The organism is Actinomyces lilanjuaniae (assembly GCF_003606385.1).
Classification (GTDB): domain Bacteria; phylum Actinomycetota; class Actinomycetes; order Actinomycetales; family Actinomycetaceae; genus Actinomyces; species Actinomyces lilanjuaniae.
Window position 1 is genome coordinate 692,527 of record NZ_CP032514.1, and the last position, 17,065, is coordinate 709,591.

Here is a 17,065-nt window from a genome sequence, read left to right on the forward strand (position 1 = left end):
GGGTGTGGTTGACAGGGACGCTGACAGCGGCGCAGCCGGGAGCGTACCGCTGCTGTCCGTCAGGCAGGTGGGCAAGCGCTACCCGGGAACAGTAGCGCTGACGGGTATCGACCTGGACGTCCGTGCCGGCGAGGTAGTGGCGCTGCTGGGTGAGAACGGGGCCGGGAAGTCGACGCTGGCGAGGATCATTGCAGGCGTCGAGGCCCCGACCAGCGGGACGATGGAGTGGCAGGGGCGTGCCTACGCTCCGACCTCCCCGCTGGACGCCATCCGTGCCGGTGTAGGCATGATCCACCAGGAGATGCGGCTCCTGCCGGATCTGACGGTGGCTGAGAACGTGTTCGTCGGACGGTGGCCCCGCCTCGCGCGGGGCAGTGTCGACCAGAGGGCGATGCGAGAGGAGGCGCGTAGGCACCTCGAGCGGCTTGGCTTCTCCAGACCGATGTCCACCCTGGTGCGCGACCTCAGCGTGGCCGGGCAGCAGCAGGTGGAGATCGCCAAGGCGCTGTCGCAGCGCTCACGGCTCATCATTCTCGACGAGCCCACCGCAGCCCTTGGGGGCGAGGAGACCCAGGCGCTGTTCACATGTGTCCGCGATCTTCAGGCTGACGGGGTCGCGTTCGTCTACGTCAGTCACAGGCTCGCTGAGATCGCACAGATCGCCACCCGGGTCGTGGTCCTGCGTGACGGCGCACAGGTGGCCCAGCACGCCAGCGCGCGGGTCCCGCCTGAGGATCTGGTTGCCGAGATGGTGGGAAGAAGGGTCGACAGGCTGTTCCCGCCTCTGACCACCCCGGGTGAGCGGGTGGTGCTGCGCGCCAGTGGGATCAGCGCCGCCAACGGGTTCGTCAGGGACGTCGACCTTGAGGTGCGCGAGGGCGAGGTCCTCGGGATCGCAGGTCTTGTGGGGGCGGGCCGTACTGAGCTGGTTCGGGCGGTGGCCGGAGCGGACACGACGGCCAGCGGCACCGTGTGGGTGGAGGGCAGTCGGCTGCGGCCACGCTCCATCAGGGCAGCGAAGGCCGCGGGTCTCGTCATGGTCCCCGAGGACCGCAGGCGGCAGGGGCTGCTTACCGAGGCGTCCGTGCGGGAGAACGTGAGCCTGCCGAACTTTGACAAGGTATGTGGGCCGTCCGGGTGGCTGAGCAGCTCCCGGGCCAAGGCGCTGGCCAACGACGTCATATCGCAGATGGGCGTCAAGGGCGACCCCGGCAAGAAGGTCGGACAGCTCTCCGGAGGGAACCAGCAGAAGGTGGTCATCGGAAAGTGGGTCGCGCGGTCTCCCAAGGTCGTCATCCTTGACGAGCCGACTCGCGGGATCGACGTGGGCGCCCGTGCCTCCGTCTACGAGGTGGTTGACCAGTTGCGGCGTCGTGGCGTCGCTGTCGTCGTGGTGAGTTCGGACCTGGAGGAGGTGATCGGGCTGTCTCACCGCGTCATGGTGCTCAGCCGGGGGCGGGTCCAGGGAGTCCTGGACCACGAGGAGGCTGACGGGGAGCGAATTATCTCGATGGCTACCCGTTGACCAGGCCCGTTGGCTGGTGGCCTGAGCGGTACCAGTTCTGCGGTACCAGTTCTACGGCGGCCGTGCGGGCAGGAGGGAGACGATCGGGGACGAACCAGAACAACCAGGCGAGATCACCGTCACCGGTGACGCTTCCGCGCTCATAGGTCGTGGGGCCTTGGGCAGGAGAAAGGCATGTACGAAGGGAGCTCGTATGAGCGTCAACGACACCAGTACCACTAGCAGCGTCGACGTATTTGACATCTCCGGCAGGGTCGCTGTCGTCACTGGGGCGGCCTCCGGAATCGGCCAGGCAGTTGCCAGGCACCTGGCCGCCTGCGGGGCCAGGGTGGCCTGCGCCGACCTGCCCGGCGAGCCCCTGGAGGCCGTCGTCGAGGACATCACTGCGGCAGGCGGTAGCGCCGTCACCGTCCCCTGGGACGTCACCGTGGAGGAGGAGGCCGAGGCCGCCGTCGCCACCACCCAGGACAGGCTCGGTCCGCTGACCCTGGCCTTCAACGCCGCAGGAATCGCAAACGCCACCCCGGCCCTGGACATGTCACTGTCCCAGTGGCAGCGCATGTACGACGTCGACTGCACCGGCGTCTTCCTGGCCAGCAGGGCCCAGGGCCGGGCCATGATTGCGGCCGGCGGGGGCTCGATCGTCAACGTCGCCTCTATGTCGGGCACGATTGTCAACCGGGGCCTGGTCCAGGTCCACTACAACTCGGCCAAGGCAGCGGTTATCCACCTGTCGAGGTCCCTGGCCATGGAGTGGGCACGCCAGGGGGTGCGGGTCAACACCATCAGTCCCGGCTACACCGCCACACCCATGAACACCCGACCCGAGGTGGCCGAGCAGGCTAGGCAGTTCGCCGAGGACACCCCCCTGGGACGCATGGCCCAGCCGGAGGAGATGACTGGTCCTGCCCACTTTCTCCTGTCCGACGCCGCCAGTTTCCTTACCGGCCACGACCTTCTCGTCGACGGAGGCTTCACTGCCTGGTGACATGACGACGTCTCAGGTACGTACCAGTGGCGTACCTGAGACACGCCTGGTACGTACGGGCGGGTCTGCCAGCCGTGCCTGCAACCGGGTGCTCTGGGGCTGGTGGCTTCACGGGTAGATTGGGAGTGCCCTGGTCCCGTCAACCGGGACAGCCCCTGCCCCGGAGAGGACACCAGTCGGTGAACGACGACAGCCAGCTGCGGCTCATGGCCCGCATCGCGCGCATGTACCACGAGCTCGGTATGAAGCAGACGCAGATCGCCACCGAGCTGCACGTGTCCCAGCCGCGTGTCTCCCGCCTGCTTAAGCGTGCTGGTGAGGAGGGCATCGTGCGTACTGTCGTCGCGCTGCCCACTGGGACCTACACCGAGCTGGAGGAGGCTCTGGAGGAGCGCTACGGCCTGTCGGAGTGCGTCGTCGTCGACGCTGACGACTCTGACCAGGGCGTGACCTCGGCGCTTGCCACGGCGGGGGCCGCCTACCTGGAGACCACGCTGACCGGCGGGGACACCATCGGACTGTCCTCGTGGTCGGCCACCTGGCTGGCGGCGGTCCAGCAGCTGGCCCCGTTCCGGCTGCCCGTGGCGGACCGGGTCATCCAGCTGTTCGGAGGGGTCGGGCACCCGCAGGTCCAGGTCAAGGCGACCAGGCTGATCGACCAGCTGGCCCGGGCCACCGGGGCTCAGGCTGTCTTCTTCCCCTCCCCTGCGGTCCTAGGGACCCCGGAGGCGGCGGCCCAGCTGCGTCAGGACGTGTCGGTGCGCTCGGTTCTGGACCAGCTCCGCGAGGTGACAGTCTCCCTGGTGGGCATCGGCAGCCTGGAGCCCTCCCCGCTGCTGCGCGAGTCAGGGAACATGACGTCGGAGGAAGACGACGCCCAGCTACGGGCAGCGGGAGCGGTGGGGGACGTGTGCCTGCGGTTCTTTGACGCGCAGGGGCGGCCCGTGGCCTCCGACTACGACGAGCGTCTGGTGGGGGCCGACGCCGAGCAGCTGCGAGCGGTGCCACGTCGCGTGGCGGCGGCGGGAGGGCAGCGCAAGCACGCCGCCGTCAGGGGAGCCCTGCTGGGCGGCTGGGTGGACGTGCTTATCACCGACGTCGACACCGCCAGGGCGCTGCTCGCTCAGGAGCGGCCCCTCTCAGGAAAGGACGTCTCTGGCGCCGGTGGTGCTGCCTGAGGCCGTGGCGAGTCACGTACCCGGGCGGAGGTGCCTGCCGACAGCAATGACGGGTGCAGGGGGTTGACGATCTTCGTGTCAGCGGTCACCATCGGAATGTCCACGACACCGGCCTGTTCAAGAGCCCCCGGCCCCGTGCGCACGAGCCTCGTCCTGGACCGGCAGCAAAGGAGCCACCATGTCGTCTCAGTCATCCCCGTCGCCGTCCCCCTCGTCACCCCCGTCGTCACCGTCCCGGTCGTCTCAGCCGCAGCGGCCCGTCCCCGTGCTGTCCGAGCTGGACCCGGCTCTTCGGGAGGCCGTCGCCGCCACCCGGGAGGTTGTCGCCGCTCTTCACGCCGAGCTGCCCCGGTGGGGGCTGGTCGTGTGGACAGCGGGCAACGTCTCCCAGCGTGTCGTTGTGGACCGTGGCAGCGGCCCGGAGAAGACCGACCTGTTTGTCATCAAGCCCTCCGGTGTGTCCTATGACGAGCTGAGCGCGGACACCATGGTGGTGTGCACCTTGGAAGGGGACAAGATTGAGGACGGCACGCCAGCCAGGCTCACGCCCTCCTCGGACACGGCCGCCCACGCCTACGTCTACCGGCACATGGACCACGTGGGAGGGGTTGTGCACACCCACTCCACCTACGCCACCGCCTGGGCCGCGCGCCGGGAGCCGATTCCCTGTGTCCTGACGATGATGGCTGACGAGTTCGGCGGGGACGTCCCTGTGGGTCCTTTTGCTCTCATCGGTGACGACTCCATCGGCCGGGGCATCGTGGAGACCCTGAGCGGGTCACGGTCCCCGGCGGTGCTCATGGCCAACCACGGTCCTTTTACGATCGGCAGGGACGCGCGTGCTGCGGTCAAGGCTGCTGTCATGTGCGAGGAGGTCGCCCGCACCGTCCACGTCGCCCGTCAGGGCGGGGAGGTCGTGTCTATCGCGGCTGATCAGGTCGAGCGTCTCAACAACCGCTACCAGAACGTCTACGGCCAGCGCTGACTGTGCTGGCGCGCTGGCGGTGCAGTCAGCGCTGCCAGCCGGTGCCCCCGGCTAGGGCACGGTGGCCCAGGCTGTCTCGTGCCAGTCTGGGCCCGTGTCGTGAACATTTGTGCTTCTGGAGGGTGCCTGTTGTGCACCGAAGTGCACAACTCCCTTGTAGTCCCCGATTATGTTAGGACAGGAGCGGTCGGTCGAGTACCGTTCGAGGCTATGAAGAAACTTATCAACGCCACTGACAGCATCGTTACTGACAGTTTGCGCGGCATGGCCGCAGCCCACCCTGAGCAGCTTCGTGTCGACCTGGAGAACCGGGTGGTCCTGCGTCGGCACCCTAAGGAGGAGGGCAAGGTCGCTATCGTCTCCGGCGGAGGCAGCGGGCACGAGCCGCTTCACGGCGGTTTCGTCGGCCCTGGCATGCTTGACGCGGCCTGTGCGGGAGAGATCTTCACATCCCCGGTCCCTGACCAGATTGTCGCCGCTACCAGGCAGGTTGACCGGGGCGCAGGAGTCCTCCACCTCGTGAAGAACTACACCGGCGACGTCATGAACTTTGAGATGGCTGCCGAGATCGTCGACATGGAGTCTGGGATCAAGGTGGCCTCCGTGGTTACCAACGACGACGTCGCCGTGGAGGACTCCCTCTATACCGCCGGGCGCCGTGGGGTCGGTGTCACGGTGCTGGTGGAGAAGATCGCTGGCGCGGCGGCGGAGGAAGGCCGTGCGCTGGACGAGGTGGCTGACATCGCCTCCCGTGTCAACGCGGCAGGACGCTCCATGGGGATGGCGCTGACCTCGTGCACCGTACCGGCCAACGGTAAGCCCTCCTTCGACCTTCCTGAGGACGAGATGGAGATCGGTATCGGTATCCACGGTGAGCCGGGACGGCACCGGGAGAAGGTCGCCCCGCATCCGAGATCGCCGAGCGCCTGGTCTCACCGGTGCTGGCTGAACTACCTGACGCCGCAGGACCTGACGAGGGAGTGATCGCCTTCGTCAACGGCATGGGTGGCTCGCCGCTGCTTGAGCTCTACCTCATGTACGGGGAGGTGGCCCAGCGCCTGGAGGACGCCGGTGTACGGGTTGCCCGAAGCCTGGTGGGCAACTACATCACCAGCCTTGACATGGCGGGCTGCTCACTGACGCTCCTGCGGGCCGACGCCGAGATGCTGCGTCTGTGGGACGCGCCCGTGTCCACCCCGGGCCTGAGGTGGGAAGCGTGAGCCAGCTCGGGGTCGCAGACCTGGAGGCCTGGGTACGGCGTTGCGCCGAGCTCGTGGGTGCCCGTGCCGAGGAGCTGACTGCCCTCGACGCGGCTATCGGAGACGCTGACCACGGTGCCAACATGCGGCGTGGTCTGACCGCTGTGGTCGAGGTGCTGGACACTGGGACGTTCAGCAGTGCTGATGCCCTGCTCAAGCGAGTAGGCATGACCCTGGTGTCCAAGGTGGGTGGTGCCTCCGGTCCTTTGTACGGCACCTTCTTCATGCGCATGGGGGCCTCCCAGCAGGACGTGCAGTCCCTGGACGCCTGTCGCCTGGCCGAGGCCGTCGAGGCCGGGGTCGCGGGTATCGTGGCGCGTGGCCGGGCGGCTGCGGGAGAGAAGACGATGCTGGACGCCTGGTACCCGGCGCTGGAGGCTCTGCGGGAGCACCCGGAGGACCTTGGTACTGCTGTCTGCGCTGCCGCGCAGGCGGCGGAGCGGGGCCGTGACGCCACGGAGTCGATGGTGGCCACCAAGGGGCGGGCCTCCTACCTGGCAGAGCGCTCGGTCGGCCATATCGACCCCGGGGCGGCCTCGACGGCCCTGATCCTCCAGGCGCTGGCGGAGACAGTGGCAACAGTGGCAGACGGGGGCGACTCGTCCTCACAGGGGTCGACGGCCTCCCGTACCGGGGTCGTCCCGGAGGCCGCGACCACGACCCGCGCTCCCGGTGGGGCCTCGGGGCCGGGCACGTCGGTGGCGGCCAGCGAGCAGGACTCCGCTACTCCGCACACCTCCACCGGGGCCGGGCCGGGGCCGACCGGGTCCGACACGGCTGCGCAGCAGGGAGCGCGGGTGGGGATCGTGCTGGTCTCGCATTCACAGGTGCTGGCCCAAGACACGTTGAACCTGGCACGTCAGCTGGTCTCCTCCGTTGAGACTGAGGTGGCGGTCGCTGCCGGGCTGTCAGACGGTGGCCTCGGGACGGACTCGGCTGCAGTGGCTGCTGCGGTGGAACGAGTCGCTGCCGTCAGCAGCGGGGTCCTTGTCCTCGTTGACCTGGGCAGCGCCGTGATGAGTGCAGACTCCGCCCTCGAGCTGGTGGCGCCTGAGGTGGCGGCTCGTACGCGGATCTCCTCCGCGCCGTTCCTGGAAGGCACGATCGGCGCCTACGCCGCGGCAGGGATAGGCCGCGACCTGGACTCTGTGACCGCCGAGGCGGAGTCTGCGGCGATAAGCAAGGCGACCCAGGTGAGTCAGCTCGACAGGCGGTAGCGTGCCCGCCTTTCTGGTGGGAGCATGAGGAGCGGTAGGGATCTGCGCAGCGGCGCGTGGACCCGTACCGCTCCTCAGCGTCTGGGGTGGTCTGGAGACCGGTGATGGCACCATGATGCTGGCCGCTACCAGGGTGGCTGGTAGCAAGGGCGTAGGGACTAATTCATAGATTAAGGAAGGCTCGGGAACTGGGCCGACTCGCTCCTGCCTGCCGCCCGCGTCGGCTGGCAGGATCCTGTTTTGCGACGGGGCCCGAGCGTTCTGCTGCCAGTCTCCCAGAGCGCGGGGCGCTGAGTGGGCACACGGGCTGGCCCGGTGCCCGGATAGGTACAGTGCTTCTCGATATGTCCGGGGGCGCACCGCTGTGCGGCTCGCGGGGCGGCGGGCTCCGAGGCAGTAGATGACTGCTGAGCTCTGTTTGGCGCGGCTCCGCCAGGACCAGGGACTCCTCCAGGGTGGGACCGTGTACCTTCCTGCGTGCCCACGACTGAGGAGCGGCTACTGCCAGGTCTCAAGATCACTGTTTTGAAATACCGTTGTCAAATCCTGGTGCTCCCGCGGCGTGGCGGGTAGTGTCAACCTATGGATGCATCCAAGAACGGTTACGGCACCATTGTCACCAGTATGTTGTGCTGCGTGCCCGGCTCCCTCCGGCTGTGCGGGGACGCTGCTCCGGGGGGCCTGCACTCCTACGGGTCCTGCGGCCAGATCAGGGGGTGGGCGGCATGAGCGGAAGTGCTCTTGAGATCAAGGACCTGGAGGCCTGGATCCGGCGTGCCGCCGAACTCGTCTCCCTCAACGCCGAGGCGCTGACCGAGCTGGACGCCGCGATTGGCGATGCTGACCACGGCATCAATGTAAAGCGAGGTCTCCAGTCGGCGGTCTCTGTCCTGGAGTCTGGAGACTTCTCTGGCGTTGACGCCTTGCTGAAACGGGTTGGCATGACGCTGGTCTCGACCGTGGGCGGTGCCTCCGGCCCTCTGTACGGCACCTTCTTCATGCGGATGGGAGCGGCTCAGACGGGGCAGCGGGTGCTGGACGCCCACTCCCTGGCCGACGCGGTCGAGGCCGGGATCGGGGGGATTGTCGAGCGTGGCCGGGCCACCATCGGGGACAAGACGATGCTGGACGCCTGGTACCCGGCGCTGGCGGCGCTGCGGGCCAACCCGGAGAACCTGGTGACTGCCGCCTCTTCGGCGGCGCAGGCTGCCGCCAGGGGTCGTGACGCCACGGAGGCCATGGTGGCCAGGCGCGGGCGAGCCTCGTACCTGGGAGAGCGTTCGGTCGGCCACATCGATCCTGGTGCTGCATCGACGACTCTTATCCTCCAGGCGCTGTCAGAGGTGATCGAGGGCCGTGAGCGGGCGGAGGGCCTGCACGTGGACAGCGGGACGTCCTCCGGCAACGGTCGCTCGGGCGCCAAGGTTGGGCTGGTCCTGGTCTCGCACTCGTGGGCTCTGGCTGAGGCCGCCCTCGACTTGGTGACCCAGCTGGTCGGCCCAGTGGAGGTGCCTGTGGAGATCGCTGCAGGCCTGCCCCAGGGGAAGCTCGGTAACGACACCGCCGCGGTGGCCGAGGCGATCGAGAAGGCGGCAGGCCCGGAGGGGGACCGCGACGTTCTCATCCTGACTGACCTGGGGAGCGCCGTCATGAGCGCGGAGACCGCTCTGGAGCTGATCCCCCAGCACATCGCGGCCCGTACTCGGCTGTCCACGGCGGCGTTTGTCGAGGGGCTGATTGCTGCGTACACGGCTGTGGGAGTCGGACGCGGGCTGAAGGATGTCGCGGCGGAGGCCGAGGCAGCCGTGGTGACCAAGAGCTCGCGACCGGGTGCTGTGGTCTAGGACGTGCCGCTGCGGTAGGGTTCTAGGGCGCGCAGGGCAGACGGCCCAGGCTGTTCCTCGGTGAGCCTGGTGATGGGTCACGCCGTTGGGTCTGCGCGTCTTCGGGCGGTCACGGTGGCAGCCCGGCGGTCGTGGAGGCGGCGTCATGATCAACGGAGAGCTGATTGACCTGGAGGCTGGGGAGTACCAGGCCCGTGTCGCTACGTCGGGTGCCACCCTAGTGCACCTGCGTTGCTCCGGGCGGGACCTGGTGGTCCCCTTTGACGCTGAGGCCAGTCTTGCCGGTGCCTGGCAGGGCAAGATCCTGCTGCCCTGGCCCAACCGGGTGACGGGTTCGCGCTACGTCTACGGTGGCCAGGAGCACCTCCTGGCCTGCAACGAGCCGCAGACGGGCTCTGCGCTGCACGGCCTAGCGGGGTGGAGCGACTTCCAGGTGGTCGGGCTGGCCGAGGCTGAGGTGGTCCTGGCCCTGCTCCTGCCTGCCTCCTATGGCTACCCGTGGAGCCTGGACGTCAGGGTGAGGTTCGCCCTGGACGCCACAGCAGGTCTTGAGGTGGGGGTCACGACGACCAACCTGGGCGCGGCCCTGTCGGCAGACGGGGCGCCTGGAGCGCCGCAGGACGCGGGGCTGCCTGCGCCCGCCCCCTACGGGGTCTCCTACCACCCCTACCTCACGCGTTCTGTTCCCCTGGACGACTGCGTGCTCACTGTCCCGGCTACGAGAGTCCTTGACGTCGATCCTGGCACGCTGGCTCCCGCAGGCGAGCGGGAGGTCGAGGGCACCAGCTGGGACTGGCGTGAGGGGCGGCTGGTCGGGCGGGCCTCGACTGACAACGCCTATACGGGGCTGCCTGGCCGCTGGCAGGTGAGCCTGCGCGGTGGGGAGTCGGGCAGAGCGGTGGTGATGGAGGCAGCCACCGCCTGGCTCCAGGTCTACACCGGTGAGAACCTGGGGCGGCGCGGTGTCGCCGTCGAGCCCATGACCTGCCCGCCCAACGCCTTCAACACCGGCCGGGACCTGGTCACCCTGGCGGTAGGGGAGTCCCACCATTTCAGCTGGGTGCTGCGTGAGGAGGTCTGAGGCTTCCGCATCGGTCCGGCCTGGCAGTGGTCAGGCGCGGTTGGCGAAGTGCTCTAGAAGGGCGGCGTCCCCGCCGACCACAAGGATGTCGTCAGCGGAGACCAGCGTGTCCGAGGCAGCGTACTCAAAGGGCTCCCCGGGACTCATGAGGCCGAAGACCGTCACCCCGTAGCGGGAGTGGATCCTGGACTGGCCGATGGTGAAGCCGTGGAGCTCGGCGGGTGGGCGCATCTTGACGATGGTGAAGCCCCCCTTCTCCATCTCGATGTAGTCGAGCATACGCCCGGACACCAGGTGGGCGGCGCGCTGGCCGGCGTCGAACTCAGGGTAGATCACGTGCTGGGCACCGATACGGCGCAGGATGCGTCCGTGGGCACGGGAGATGGCCTTGGCCCAGATCCGTGGAGTCTCCAGGTCCACGAGGTTTCCGGTGATGAGGACGCTGGCCTCCAGGGAGGTGGCGACGCCGACGACGGCGGTGCCGAACTCGGTGGCACCAAGCTGCTCCAGCGCCTCGACGTCGGTGGCGTCGGCCTCCACCAGGGGAAAGCGTCCCGTCCACTGGCGTACGATGGCCGGGTTGGCCTCCACGGCCAGGACCTCCCTGCCCAGACGGTCCAGGGTCGCGGCCACGGCGGAGCCGAAGCGCCCCAGCCCGATGACGAGGGTGGAGTCGTTGTAGGTGGTGCGGTCAGGCATGGGGTCCTCACAGCGCGGTGCAGGGGGTGTCAGGTAGCCGTGTGCTGGCACGGGCGTGCCCAGCATGCCTCACGGTGCCGGTCCGCGCGAGTTCCGCAGCTGTCTACGTGCCCTGTAGGGTGCGCTGCCTGCACTTGTGCTCAGCCGATGAGCGGCAGCGCCTCCGGCATGCGGATCACTCGGCGCCGCTGCCGTAGCGCCAGGGCGGACACGGCTGTGATCGTCCCGACGCGTCCCACGAACATCAGGACGACCATGACGTACTTGGCACTTGAGGGCAGCAGCGGCGTGATTCCCGTGGACAGGCCGACCGTGGCGAAGGCAGAGATGACCTCGAACAGGACCCGGTCCAGGCTCAGGTGGGTGATCTGGATGAGCAGAAGGGTGGCTGTCCCCACGATGCTGGCCCCGACGAAGGCCACGGCCACGCTCAGCCGTACTGTCGAGGGGCTGATCCTGCGTCCGAAGGCCTCGATGTCCTGGTCTCCGCGGGCCTCGGCAACGATCGCCAGCACCAGCACGGCCAGTGTGGTCACCTTGATGCCCCCCGCCGTCGATGCGAAGCCTCCACCCACGAACATGAGCGCGTCCTGGAGGAACCAGGTCGCCTCTCCCATGTGCTCGGTGTCGATCGTGGACAGGCCCGAGGAACGGGCGTTGACGCCGTTGATGAGTGCGGACAGGATTTTTCCACCGGTAGGGAGTGCCCCGTAGGTGTCCGGGTTGCCCCACTCGAAGGCGGCGATCGCGACGGAGGACACGACGGTCAGCACCCCGTAGGTGGTCAGCGTCAGCTTGGTGTGCAGGCTCCAGGCCCGCGGTCGGCGCCGGTTGCGCAGGATGTCCAGGATAACTGGGAAGCCGATCGCCCCCATGGCGGTTCCCAGGACGATCGGCATCCCCATCCACCAGTCGCTGGCGTAGGGCGCTAGGCCCTCCGGGAGGATGACGAAGCCGGCGTTGTTGAAGATGGACATCGCCATGAACAGCGCGTACCACAGGGACTGGCCTGGACTGGTTCCCTGTGACAGGAAACGAGGCAGCATCACGGCCGCCAGCACCAGCTCGCAGCTGACGGCGGTGAACAGGGCCGCCCTCAGCAGCGCGACTACGTCTCCCAGACGTGACTTGGTCTCCGAGGCGGCCAGGATTCGCTGTGTCAGCCCCAGGTGGCGTGAGACCATGAGGGACATCAGCGAGGTCAGGGTCATGATGCCCAGCCCTCCAACAGCGGCTCCCAGGATGATGACGGTCTGGCCGAAGAGTGACCAGTAGGTGGCTGTCTCGACGGTTGTCAGCCCGGTGACGCACACTGCCGAGGTGGCGGTGAACAGGGCGTCCACTAAGGGGGCACCCTGCCCGCTGGCTGTGGACAGGGGAAGGCTCAGCAGCACGGTGACAGCCGCGATGATGGTGGCGAAGACTGCGATGGCCAGCCGTGCCGGGTAGAACGTGGCGGTACGCCGGATGGGGTAGAGCAGCCCCGTGCGCTGGAGCAGCCCGCGCAGCCCAGGGGTCTCAGTCTGCGGGACGGCGGGGACGATGCTGCGGGAACGTCGTGCCCGGGACCGGGCAGCGGTATGGGTGGCATGGGTGGCATGGTCGTGGCGTCCCGCCTGGCTGACGGTGCCTGCGCGCGGGGGGCGCCAGCCGGAGCGGTGGGGCGTGCGGCCCGGGGCTGCTGCGGACGGCGGTCCTGCGGACTGCGAGCCGTGTGTGTGAGGCACGGTGCCATTGTGCCTCCTCTCCCGGTCTCTGCTGATGTGCCGCCCTGCTGCGGGAGGGCGGAGGAGAGGCGGGTGGTGTGAGATGCGACGCGTGGTGCGTTTGTGTGCGCACAGGACTGTGCGTCAGGTGTTACAGGGGTTATATTGGGCCTGTTCCTGCCCCCTGTGGGCCACTTGCGACGATGGGACCTGAAGTACCGATGGCACCGGGCCTGCCCACACCTTCATCCAGCGCCTCGCGCGCCCCCTCATTCCTGACCGTGGCTGAGGTTGCCTCTATGCTGCGCGTGTCCAAGATGACCGTCTACCGCATGGTGCACTCTGGCGACCTGCCTGCGATGCAGGTCGGCCGGTCCTTCCGTGTTCCCGAGCGTGCTGTCCAGGAGTACCTGGCCGCAGGGCTGGGTGACTGGGGCCACGACGTATCGGAGGCCTCGGGCTCGTAGGACCCGCTAGAATCGGCCGGTCACCTGGCGCGGTCGGCGCGTAGCCTCATGCGCTGGCCGACTGCTCTTCCCACGGCTACTGCTGTCGGCTTTGTGCCGACTCTGGTCGGTCATGGGTGCCTACCACATGGACTGCGAGGAGATCTCATGGGATCGGTCATCAAGAAGCGTCGCAAGCGCATGGCAAAGAAGAAGCACCGCAAGCTGCTGCGCAGGACGCGTCACCAGCGTCGCAACAAGAAGTGAGCACCCGCGCTCCTCGTCCTGCTCCCGGGCACTTCTCCGCTTCCGACGGGTCTCCACCTTCTGAGCCGGGCAGGCTGGTCGGCGGCGCCTGCGGCTCTGCCTCCGGTTCTCGGCTGCCAGCAGCCGTCGAGGCGCTGGCACGCCCCCTTGGCGCCGCGGTACCCGTGAGCATGGCTGACCTGACCACCCTGCGCGTGGGCGGTCCGCTGGGTACCTACGTGGAGGCAACTACCGAGGCCGAGCTGGTTGACGCGGTGCAAGGCGCTGACGCGCAGGGCGCACCGCTTCTGGTCGTGGGTGGAGGGTCGAACATCCTGGTCTCGGACGCTGGCTTTGACGGTGTTGTCGTTCGTGACGCCCGGCAGGAGATCGTCCTCACGTCCCGGGACCACGGGGAGGACGAGGTCACGGCAACGGCGGGAACCACCTGGGACGACCTGGTCAGGCAGGCTGTGGCCTCTGGCTGGTACGGCTTCGCCCCTCTGTCTGGTATCCCCGGTACCGTCGGGGCGGCTCCGGTGCAGAACATCGGCGCCTATGGTGCCGAGGTCGCCGACCTGCTGACCTGTGTGCGCGTGTGGGACCGCCTGGAGGGTCGCGTGGAGATCCGCACGCTGGCAAGCCTGCGTCTCGCCTACCGGGACTCTGACCTCAAGCGCTCCCTGACTGACGAGGACGTCGGCGGAGGGCGCACCTGGGGGCCTACAGGACGCTGGGTGGTGCTCAGCGTCACTCTCCTGGCCCGGCACGCCGACCTGGAGGCTCCCGTGGCCTACGGTCAGCTGGCGACGGCGCTGGGGGTGGCTCTGGGGGCTCGAGCCCCCGCTCGGGAGGTGCGCGAGGCGGTCCTGGGGCTGCGCAGGTCCAAGGGGATGGTCCTGGACCGTAGCGATCACGACACCTGGTCGGCTGGCTCGTTCTTTACCAATCCCGTGCTGACTCGGCAGGAGGCGCGTGCACTGCCTGACGAGGCTCCCCGGTACCCTGCTGTCACGGACCGGCTCGGGGGCGAGGCAGGACCGGGGACAGGGCACACGGGACAGGCGCGGCGTGCCGCGCGTAGCGGGGATCAGGCCTGCCTGGTCAAGACCAGTGCCGCCTGGCTCATTGAGCACGCGGGGTTCTCCAAGGGGTTTGCCCTGACGCAGGACGCTCCCGCCCGCCTGTCCACCAGGCACGTCCTGGCCCTGACCAACAGGGGAGGGGCCAGGGCGCAGGACCTGGTGGCCCTGCGCGACGCCGTGGTGTCCGGGGTCAGGCAGCGCTTCGGTGTGACCCTGGTTCCCGAGCCGGTCCACGTCGGCTTCTGAGCCCGGTAGGAGTAGGGGGCTCGGGCCTGACCCCGGTGACAGGGTAGGGGTCGCGCGGGCAGGAGGCTCACGCAGCTGCCTGCGGACTCGGCTCGTCCGCGAGCCAGTCGTCCACCTGTGCCAGCCAGGTGCGCTTGGAGGTCGGCGAGGCCAGGGAGGCGCGGATGGAGCCTCGTGCCAGCTCTGCCAGGGTCACGTCGTCGCACCCCAGGTCCCGTGCGATCTGGTACTGGTCTGTCAGCCGCGACTGAAACAGCAGGGGGTCGTCCGCGCCCAGCGCCACCTGCGCCCCATGCTGCAGCAGTGTCTGCAGGGGGACGTCAGCGCGCTGACGGTAGACGCCCAGGCTCACGTTCGACGCCGGGCATACCTCCAGGCTGGTCCCATCCCGGACGAGCTGGTCCAGGAGGCGGGCGTCCTCGCTGGCGCGCACCCCGTGGCCCAGGCGGGTCGGTCGCAGGGAGGAGACGACGGCCCGCACGTGCTCGGGGCCAAGCAGCTCTCCGCCGTGAGGCAGCGACGCCAGCCCACCACGCCGGGCGATGTCGAAGGCCGGAGCCCACGACGAGGTGCTTCCGGCACGCTCGTCATTGGACAGGCCGAAGCCGACGACGCTGCCTGGCTGGTCCCCGGCGTAGCGCACCGCCAGCCGTGCCAGGGTACGTGCGTCCAGCGGGTGGCGGACCCGTGAGGCAGCCACGACGACAGCGACCTCGACCCCGGTCAGGACGGTGGCCTGGCGGGCCGCGTCCAGGACTACCTCCAGGGCGGGGGTGATACCACCGACGAAGGGCGCGTAGCTGGTGGGGTCCACCTGGATCTCCAGGCGGCGTGAGCCCTCCGACGCGTCGTCGATAGCGGCCTCCAGGACGATACGGCGCATGACCTCCTCACTGTCTACCAGTGCCCGGGCCGTGTCGTAGGCCCGCTGGAACCGGAACCAACCGCGACGGTCGGCCGGGACGCGCAGGGGGTCGCCCTCAAGGAAGCTGGCGGGTAGGCGGGAGCGGGTGCTGGAGGCGAGCTCGGTCAAGGTGTCCAGACGCATCGCTCCGGTGAAGTGCAGGTGCAGGTGCGCCTTGGGCAGGGTGGCAAGGTCGCGCATGGCGGAATTGTTTCACGGGCGCGTACCGGACCCTGGTGGGGCACACTGGGTCCATGAACCACCCGGGCAGCTCTCGTGAGCCGGAGGATGTCGCCCTTCTCACAGGGTCCGGGGCCTCGGCGGTGCTTTCAGCGGCCCTGGCCTCAGAAGGTCGTGGACTGGCGAGCTGGGAGGTCCACTCGGTCCACCACCGTCCCGGTGCAGGGGTGTCGGTGGGCTACACCGCGCTCGTCGTGTCTGCGGACGGGCGCTCCACCACCGAGTACCTGTGCGCGACGACGGCCCGGCTGTCGCACCCGCACGCACCGGGCCTGACCCGGGTGGCGCCCGCGGGCGGCAACGGTCCCGTGGTGCACGTGTGGTGCCACCCAGCCGATCCCGAGCTGCCTGGCCTGGTGGTTGCCTGTACCCCGGCCCTGCTGTCGGCTCGTCTGGGGACCCGGCTCGAGGCCGCCATGGTCGCCTACCGGCCGACACGTCGTGCCGTGGTAAGGACGACCTTCTCCGATGGCGCCACGGCCTACGTCAAGGTCCTGCGTCCCAGCCAGTCTCCTGGTCTAGCCCAGCGGCACCGCATGCTCACCACGGTTGGCGTACCCGCTCCGGAGGTGCTGCGGGAGGACGCTGACGGGTTGGTGGTGCTGTCCGCGGGACGGGGTACGGCGCTGTCCGGCCTGCTGTCACGGGGCATGGACGAAGGCCAGGCGGAGAGGGTCTTCCGCAGTCTTGTCGCCCTCCTGGACTCTCTGCCGCAGACGGCTCTGCGCCTGCCGGCCCACCCCGCGTGGTCGGAGCGTGCCCGCCACTATGCCCACGCAGCGGCTACCGTCCTTCCCGAGGAGGCCGCCAGGGCACGTGCCGTGGCCGAGGGGGTGGAACAGGTCATGAGGACCTGTGACATCGGGCCTGTGCTCCCTGTCCACGGCGACTTCTACGAGGCCAACATCCTCATGGACGGTGAGCGAGTTGCCAGCCTGCTGGACGTGGACTCCCTGGGGCCGGGTCACCGGGTGGACGACCTGGCCTGCCTGCTGGGGCACGTCAGCGTCCTCGATCACCTGGCACCGTCCTCCTACCCCCGGCTGGGTCCTGTCCTGCGGACCTGGACGCGCCTGGCGGAGCAGCTCGTGGACCCTGTTGCCCTGCGGGCACGCTGCGCCGGAGTCGTGCTGTCGCTGGTGGCTGGAGCCAGACGTGAGGACGGCGGACCGTGGCGTGCCGACGCCGAGGGAAGGCTTGCGCGGGCAGAGGCCTGGCTGGCCCAGAGCCGGGAGGCTCAGGCACGTCGCGCTCCTCACTGACTCTGTTGTCTCCCCGGTCACCTCGCCGTCGTGATTCTGGGCCTAGTCTTCGGCCTGCGCCCGGTGCCCCGCCGGGCTGAAGGAGAGACAGCCCGTGACGCCCCAGACCGTGACCGCCCTTGTCCCTGCGACCGTTGCCAGCGGCCCGGTCGAG

15 protein-coding genes and 2 pseudogenes are annotated in these 17,065 nt (G+C 68.8%); 14 read left to right on the forward strand and 3 right to left on the reverse strand.

Translation table 11 applies throughout. From position 1 onward, the window contains the following. Positions 1-4 precede the first annotated feature (4 nt). The 10 genes and pseudogenes from D5R93_RS02990 (at position 5) to D5R93_RS03025 (ending at position 10,077) form a co-directional block, all read left to right on the forward strand. Complete coding sequence (locus D5R93_RS02990) at positions 5-1,525, forward strand: sugar ABC transporter ATP-binding protein (RefSeq protein ID WP_205570085.1); 1,521 nt, start codon at positions 5-7, stop codon at positions 1,523-1,525. Positions 1,526-1,718: 193 nt separating this feature from the next. Further along, positions 1,719-2,513 (forward strand): SDR family oxidoreductase, encoded by a 795-nt coding sequence (locus D5R93_RS02995; protein WP_120203764.1) that lies wholly within the window; start codon positions 1,719-1,721, stop codon positions 2,511-2,513. Between the two features lie 179 nt (positions 2,514-2,692). Further along, on the forward strand, positions 2,693-3,691 hold the full coding sequence (locus D5R93_RS03000; protein WP_243106912.1) for a sugar-binding transcriptional regulator: 999 nt from the start codon (positions 2,693-2,695) through the stop codon (positions 3,689-3,691). A 178-nt stretch (positions 3,692-3,869) separates the two neighbouring features. Next, a complete protein-coding gene (locus D5R93_RS03005) occupies positions 3,870-4,676 on the forward strand; it encodes an L-ribulose-5-phosphate 4-epimerase (protein WP_120203767.1) in 807 nt (268 codons plus the stop codon). A gap of 210 nt (positions 4,677-4,886) precedes the next feature. Then, positions 4,887-5,896, forward strand: a pseudogene (dhaK, locus tag D5R93_RS03010) (dihydroxyacetone kinase subunit DhaK). Beyond that, positions 5,884-6,513: pseudogene (gene dhaL, locus D5R93_RS14920) on the forward strand (dihydroxyacetone kinase subunit DhaL); the annotation flags it as partial. The pseudogenes dhaK and dhaL (D5R93_RS14920), both read left to right, overlap by 13 nt. Before the next feature lie 228 nt (positions 6,514-6,741). Beyond that, complete coding sequence (dhaM, locus tag D5R93_RS14925) at positions 6,742-7,152, forward strand: dihydroxyacetone kinase phosphoryl donor subunit DhaM (protein WP_259390822.1); 411 nt, start codon at positions 6,742-6,744, stop codon at positions 7,150-7,152. A gap of 582 nt (positions 7,153-7,734) precedes the next feature. After that, complete coding sequence (locus tag D5R93_RS13090; protein WP_162933798.1) at positions 7,735-7,881, forward strand: hypothetical protein; 147 nt, start codon at positions 7,735-7,737, stop codon at positions 7,879-7,881. After that, the gene (gene dhaL / locus D5R93_RS14690) at positions 7,878-8,996 is read left to right on the forward strand and encodes a dihydroxyacetone kinase subunit DhaL (RefSeq protein ID WP_162933799.1); all 1,119 of its coding nucleotides are present in this window, start codon (positions 7,878-7,880) and stop codon (positions 8,994-8,996) included. The genes D5R93_RS13090 and dhaL (D5R93_RS14690) overlap by 4 nt, the downstream gene beginning before the upstream one ends. A gap of 145 nt (positions 8,997-9,141) precedes the next feature. After that, positions 9,142-10,077 carry an aldose epimerase family protein gene (locus tag D5R93_RS03025; protein WP_120203769.1) on the forward strand — a complete coding sequence of 312 codons (936 nt, stop codon included), beginning with the start codon at positions 9,142-9,144 and terminating at the stop codon, positions 10,075-10,077. 30 nt (positions 10,078-10,107) lie between these two features. Here the strand turns inward: D5R93_RS03025 and D5R93_RS03030 are convergent, their stop codons facing one another. Both D5R93_RS03030 and D5R93_RS03035 read right to left on the reverse strand, forming a co-directional pair. After that, positions 10,108-10,776 carry a potassium channel family protein gene (locus D5R93_RS03030; RefSeq protein ID WP_119837009.1) on the reverse strand — a complete coding sequence of 223 codons (669 nt, stop codon included), beginning with the start codon at positions 10,774-10,776 and terminating at the stop codon, positions 10,108-10,110. Between the two features lie 140 nt (positions 10,777-10,916). Further along, on the reverse strand, positions 10,917-12,503 hold the full coding sequence (locus D5R93_RS03035; protein WP_119837010.1) for a TrkH family potassium uptake protein: 1,587 nt from the start codon (positions 12,501-12,503) through the stop codon (positions 10,917-10,919). 200 nt (positions 12,504-12,703) lie between these two features. Here D5R93_RS03035 and D5R93_RS03040 point away from each other — a divergent pair, with 200 nt between their 5' ends. The 3 genes from D5R93_RS03040 to D5R93_RS03050 all read left to right on the forward strand — a co-directional run bounded on the left by D5R93_RS03040 (position 12,704) and on the right by D5R93_RS03050 (position 14,505). Further along, positions 12,704-12,949 (forward strand): helix-turn-helix domain-containing protein, encoded by a 246-nt coding sequence (locus D5R93_RS03040; protein ID WP_119837011.1) that lies wholly within the window; start codon positions 12,704-12,706, stop codon positions 12,947-12,949. 147 nt (positions 12,950-13,096) lie between these two features. After that, the gene (locus D5R93_RS03045) at positions 13,097-13,195 is read left to right on the forward strand and encodes a 30S ribosomal protein bS22 (protein WP_012085056.1); all 99 of its coding nucleotides are present in this window, start codon (positions 13,097-13,099) and stop codon (positions 13,193-13,195) included. After that, positions 13,192-14,505 carry a UDP-N-acetylmuramate dehydrogenase gene (locus tag D5R93_RS03050; protein ID WP_243106913.1) on the forward strand — a complete coding sequence of 438 codons (1,314 nt, stop codon included), beginning with the start codon at positions 13,192-13,194 and terminating at the stop codon, positions 14,503-14,505. Before D5R93_RS03045 ends, D5R93_RS03050 begins: the two co-directional genes overlap by 4 nt. 67 nt (positions 14,506-14,572) lie before the next feature. On the opposite strand, the gene D5R93_RS03055 is transcribed toward D5R93_RS03050, so the two are convergent. Then, positions 14,573-15,610 (reverse strand): adenosine deaminase, encoded by a 1,038-nt coding sequence (locus D5R93_RS03055; RefSeq protein ID WP_120203772.1) that lies wholly within the window; start codon positions 15,608-15,610, stop codon positions 14,573-14,575. A gap of 53 nt (positions 15,611-15,663) precedes the next feature. On the opposite strand from D5R93_RS03055, the gene D5R93_RS03060 reads away from it, so the two are divergent. Beyond that, a complete protein-coding gene (locus tag D5R93_RS03060) occupies positions 15,664-16,911 on the forward strand; it encodes a phosphotransferase (RefSeq protein WP_119837013.1) in 1,248 nt (415 codons plus the stop codon). The last annotated feature ends 154 nt before the right edge of the window (positions 16,912-17,065 follow it).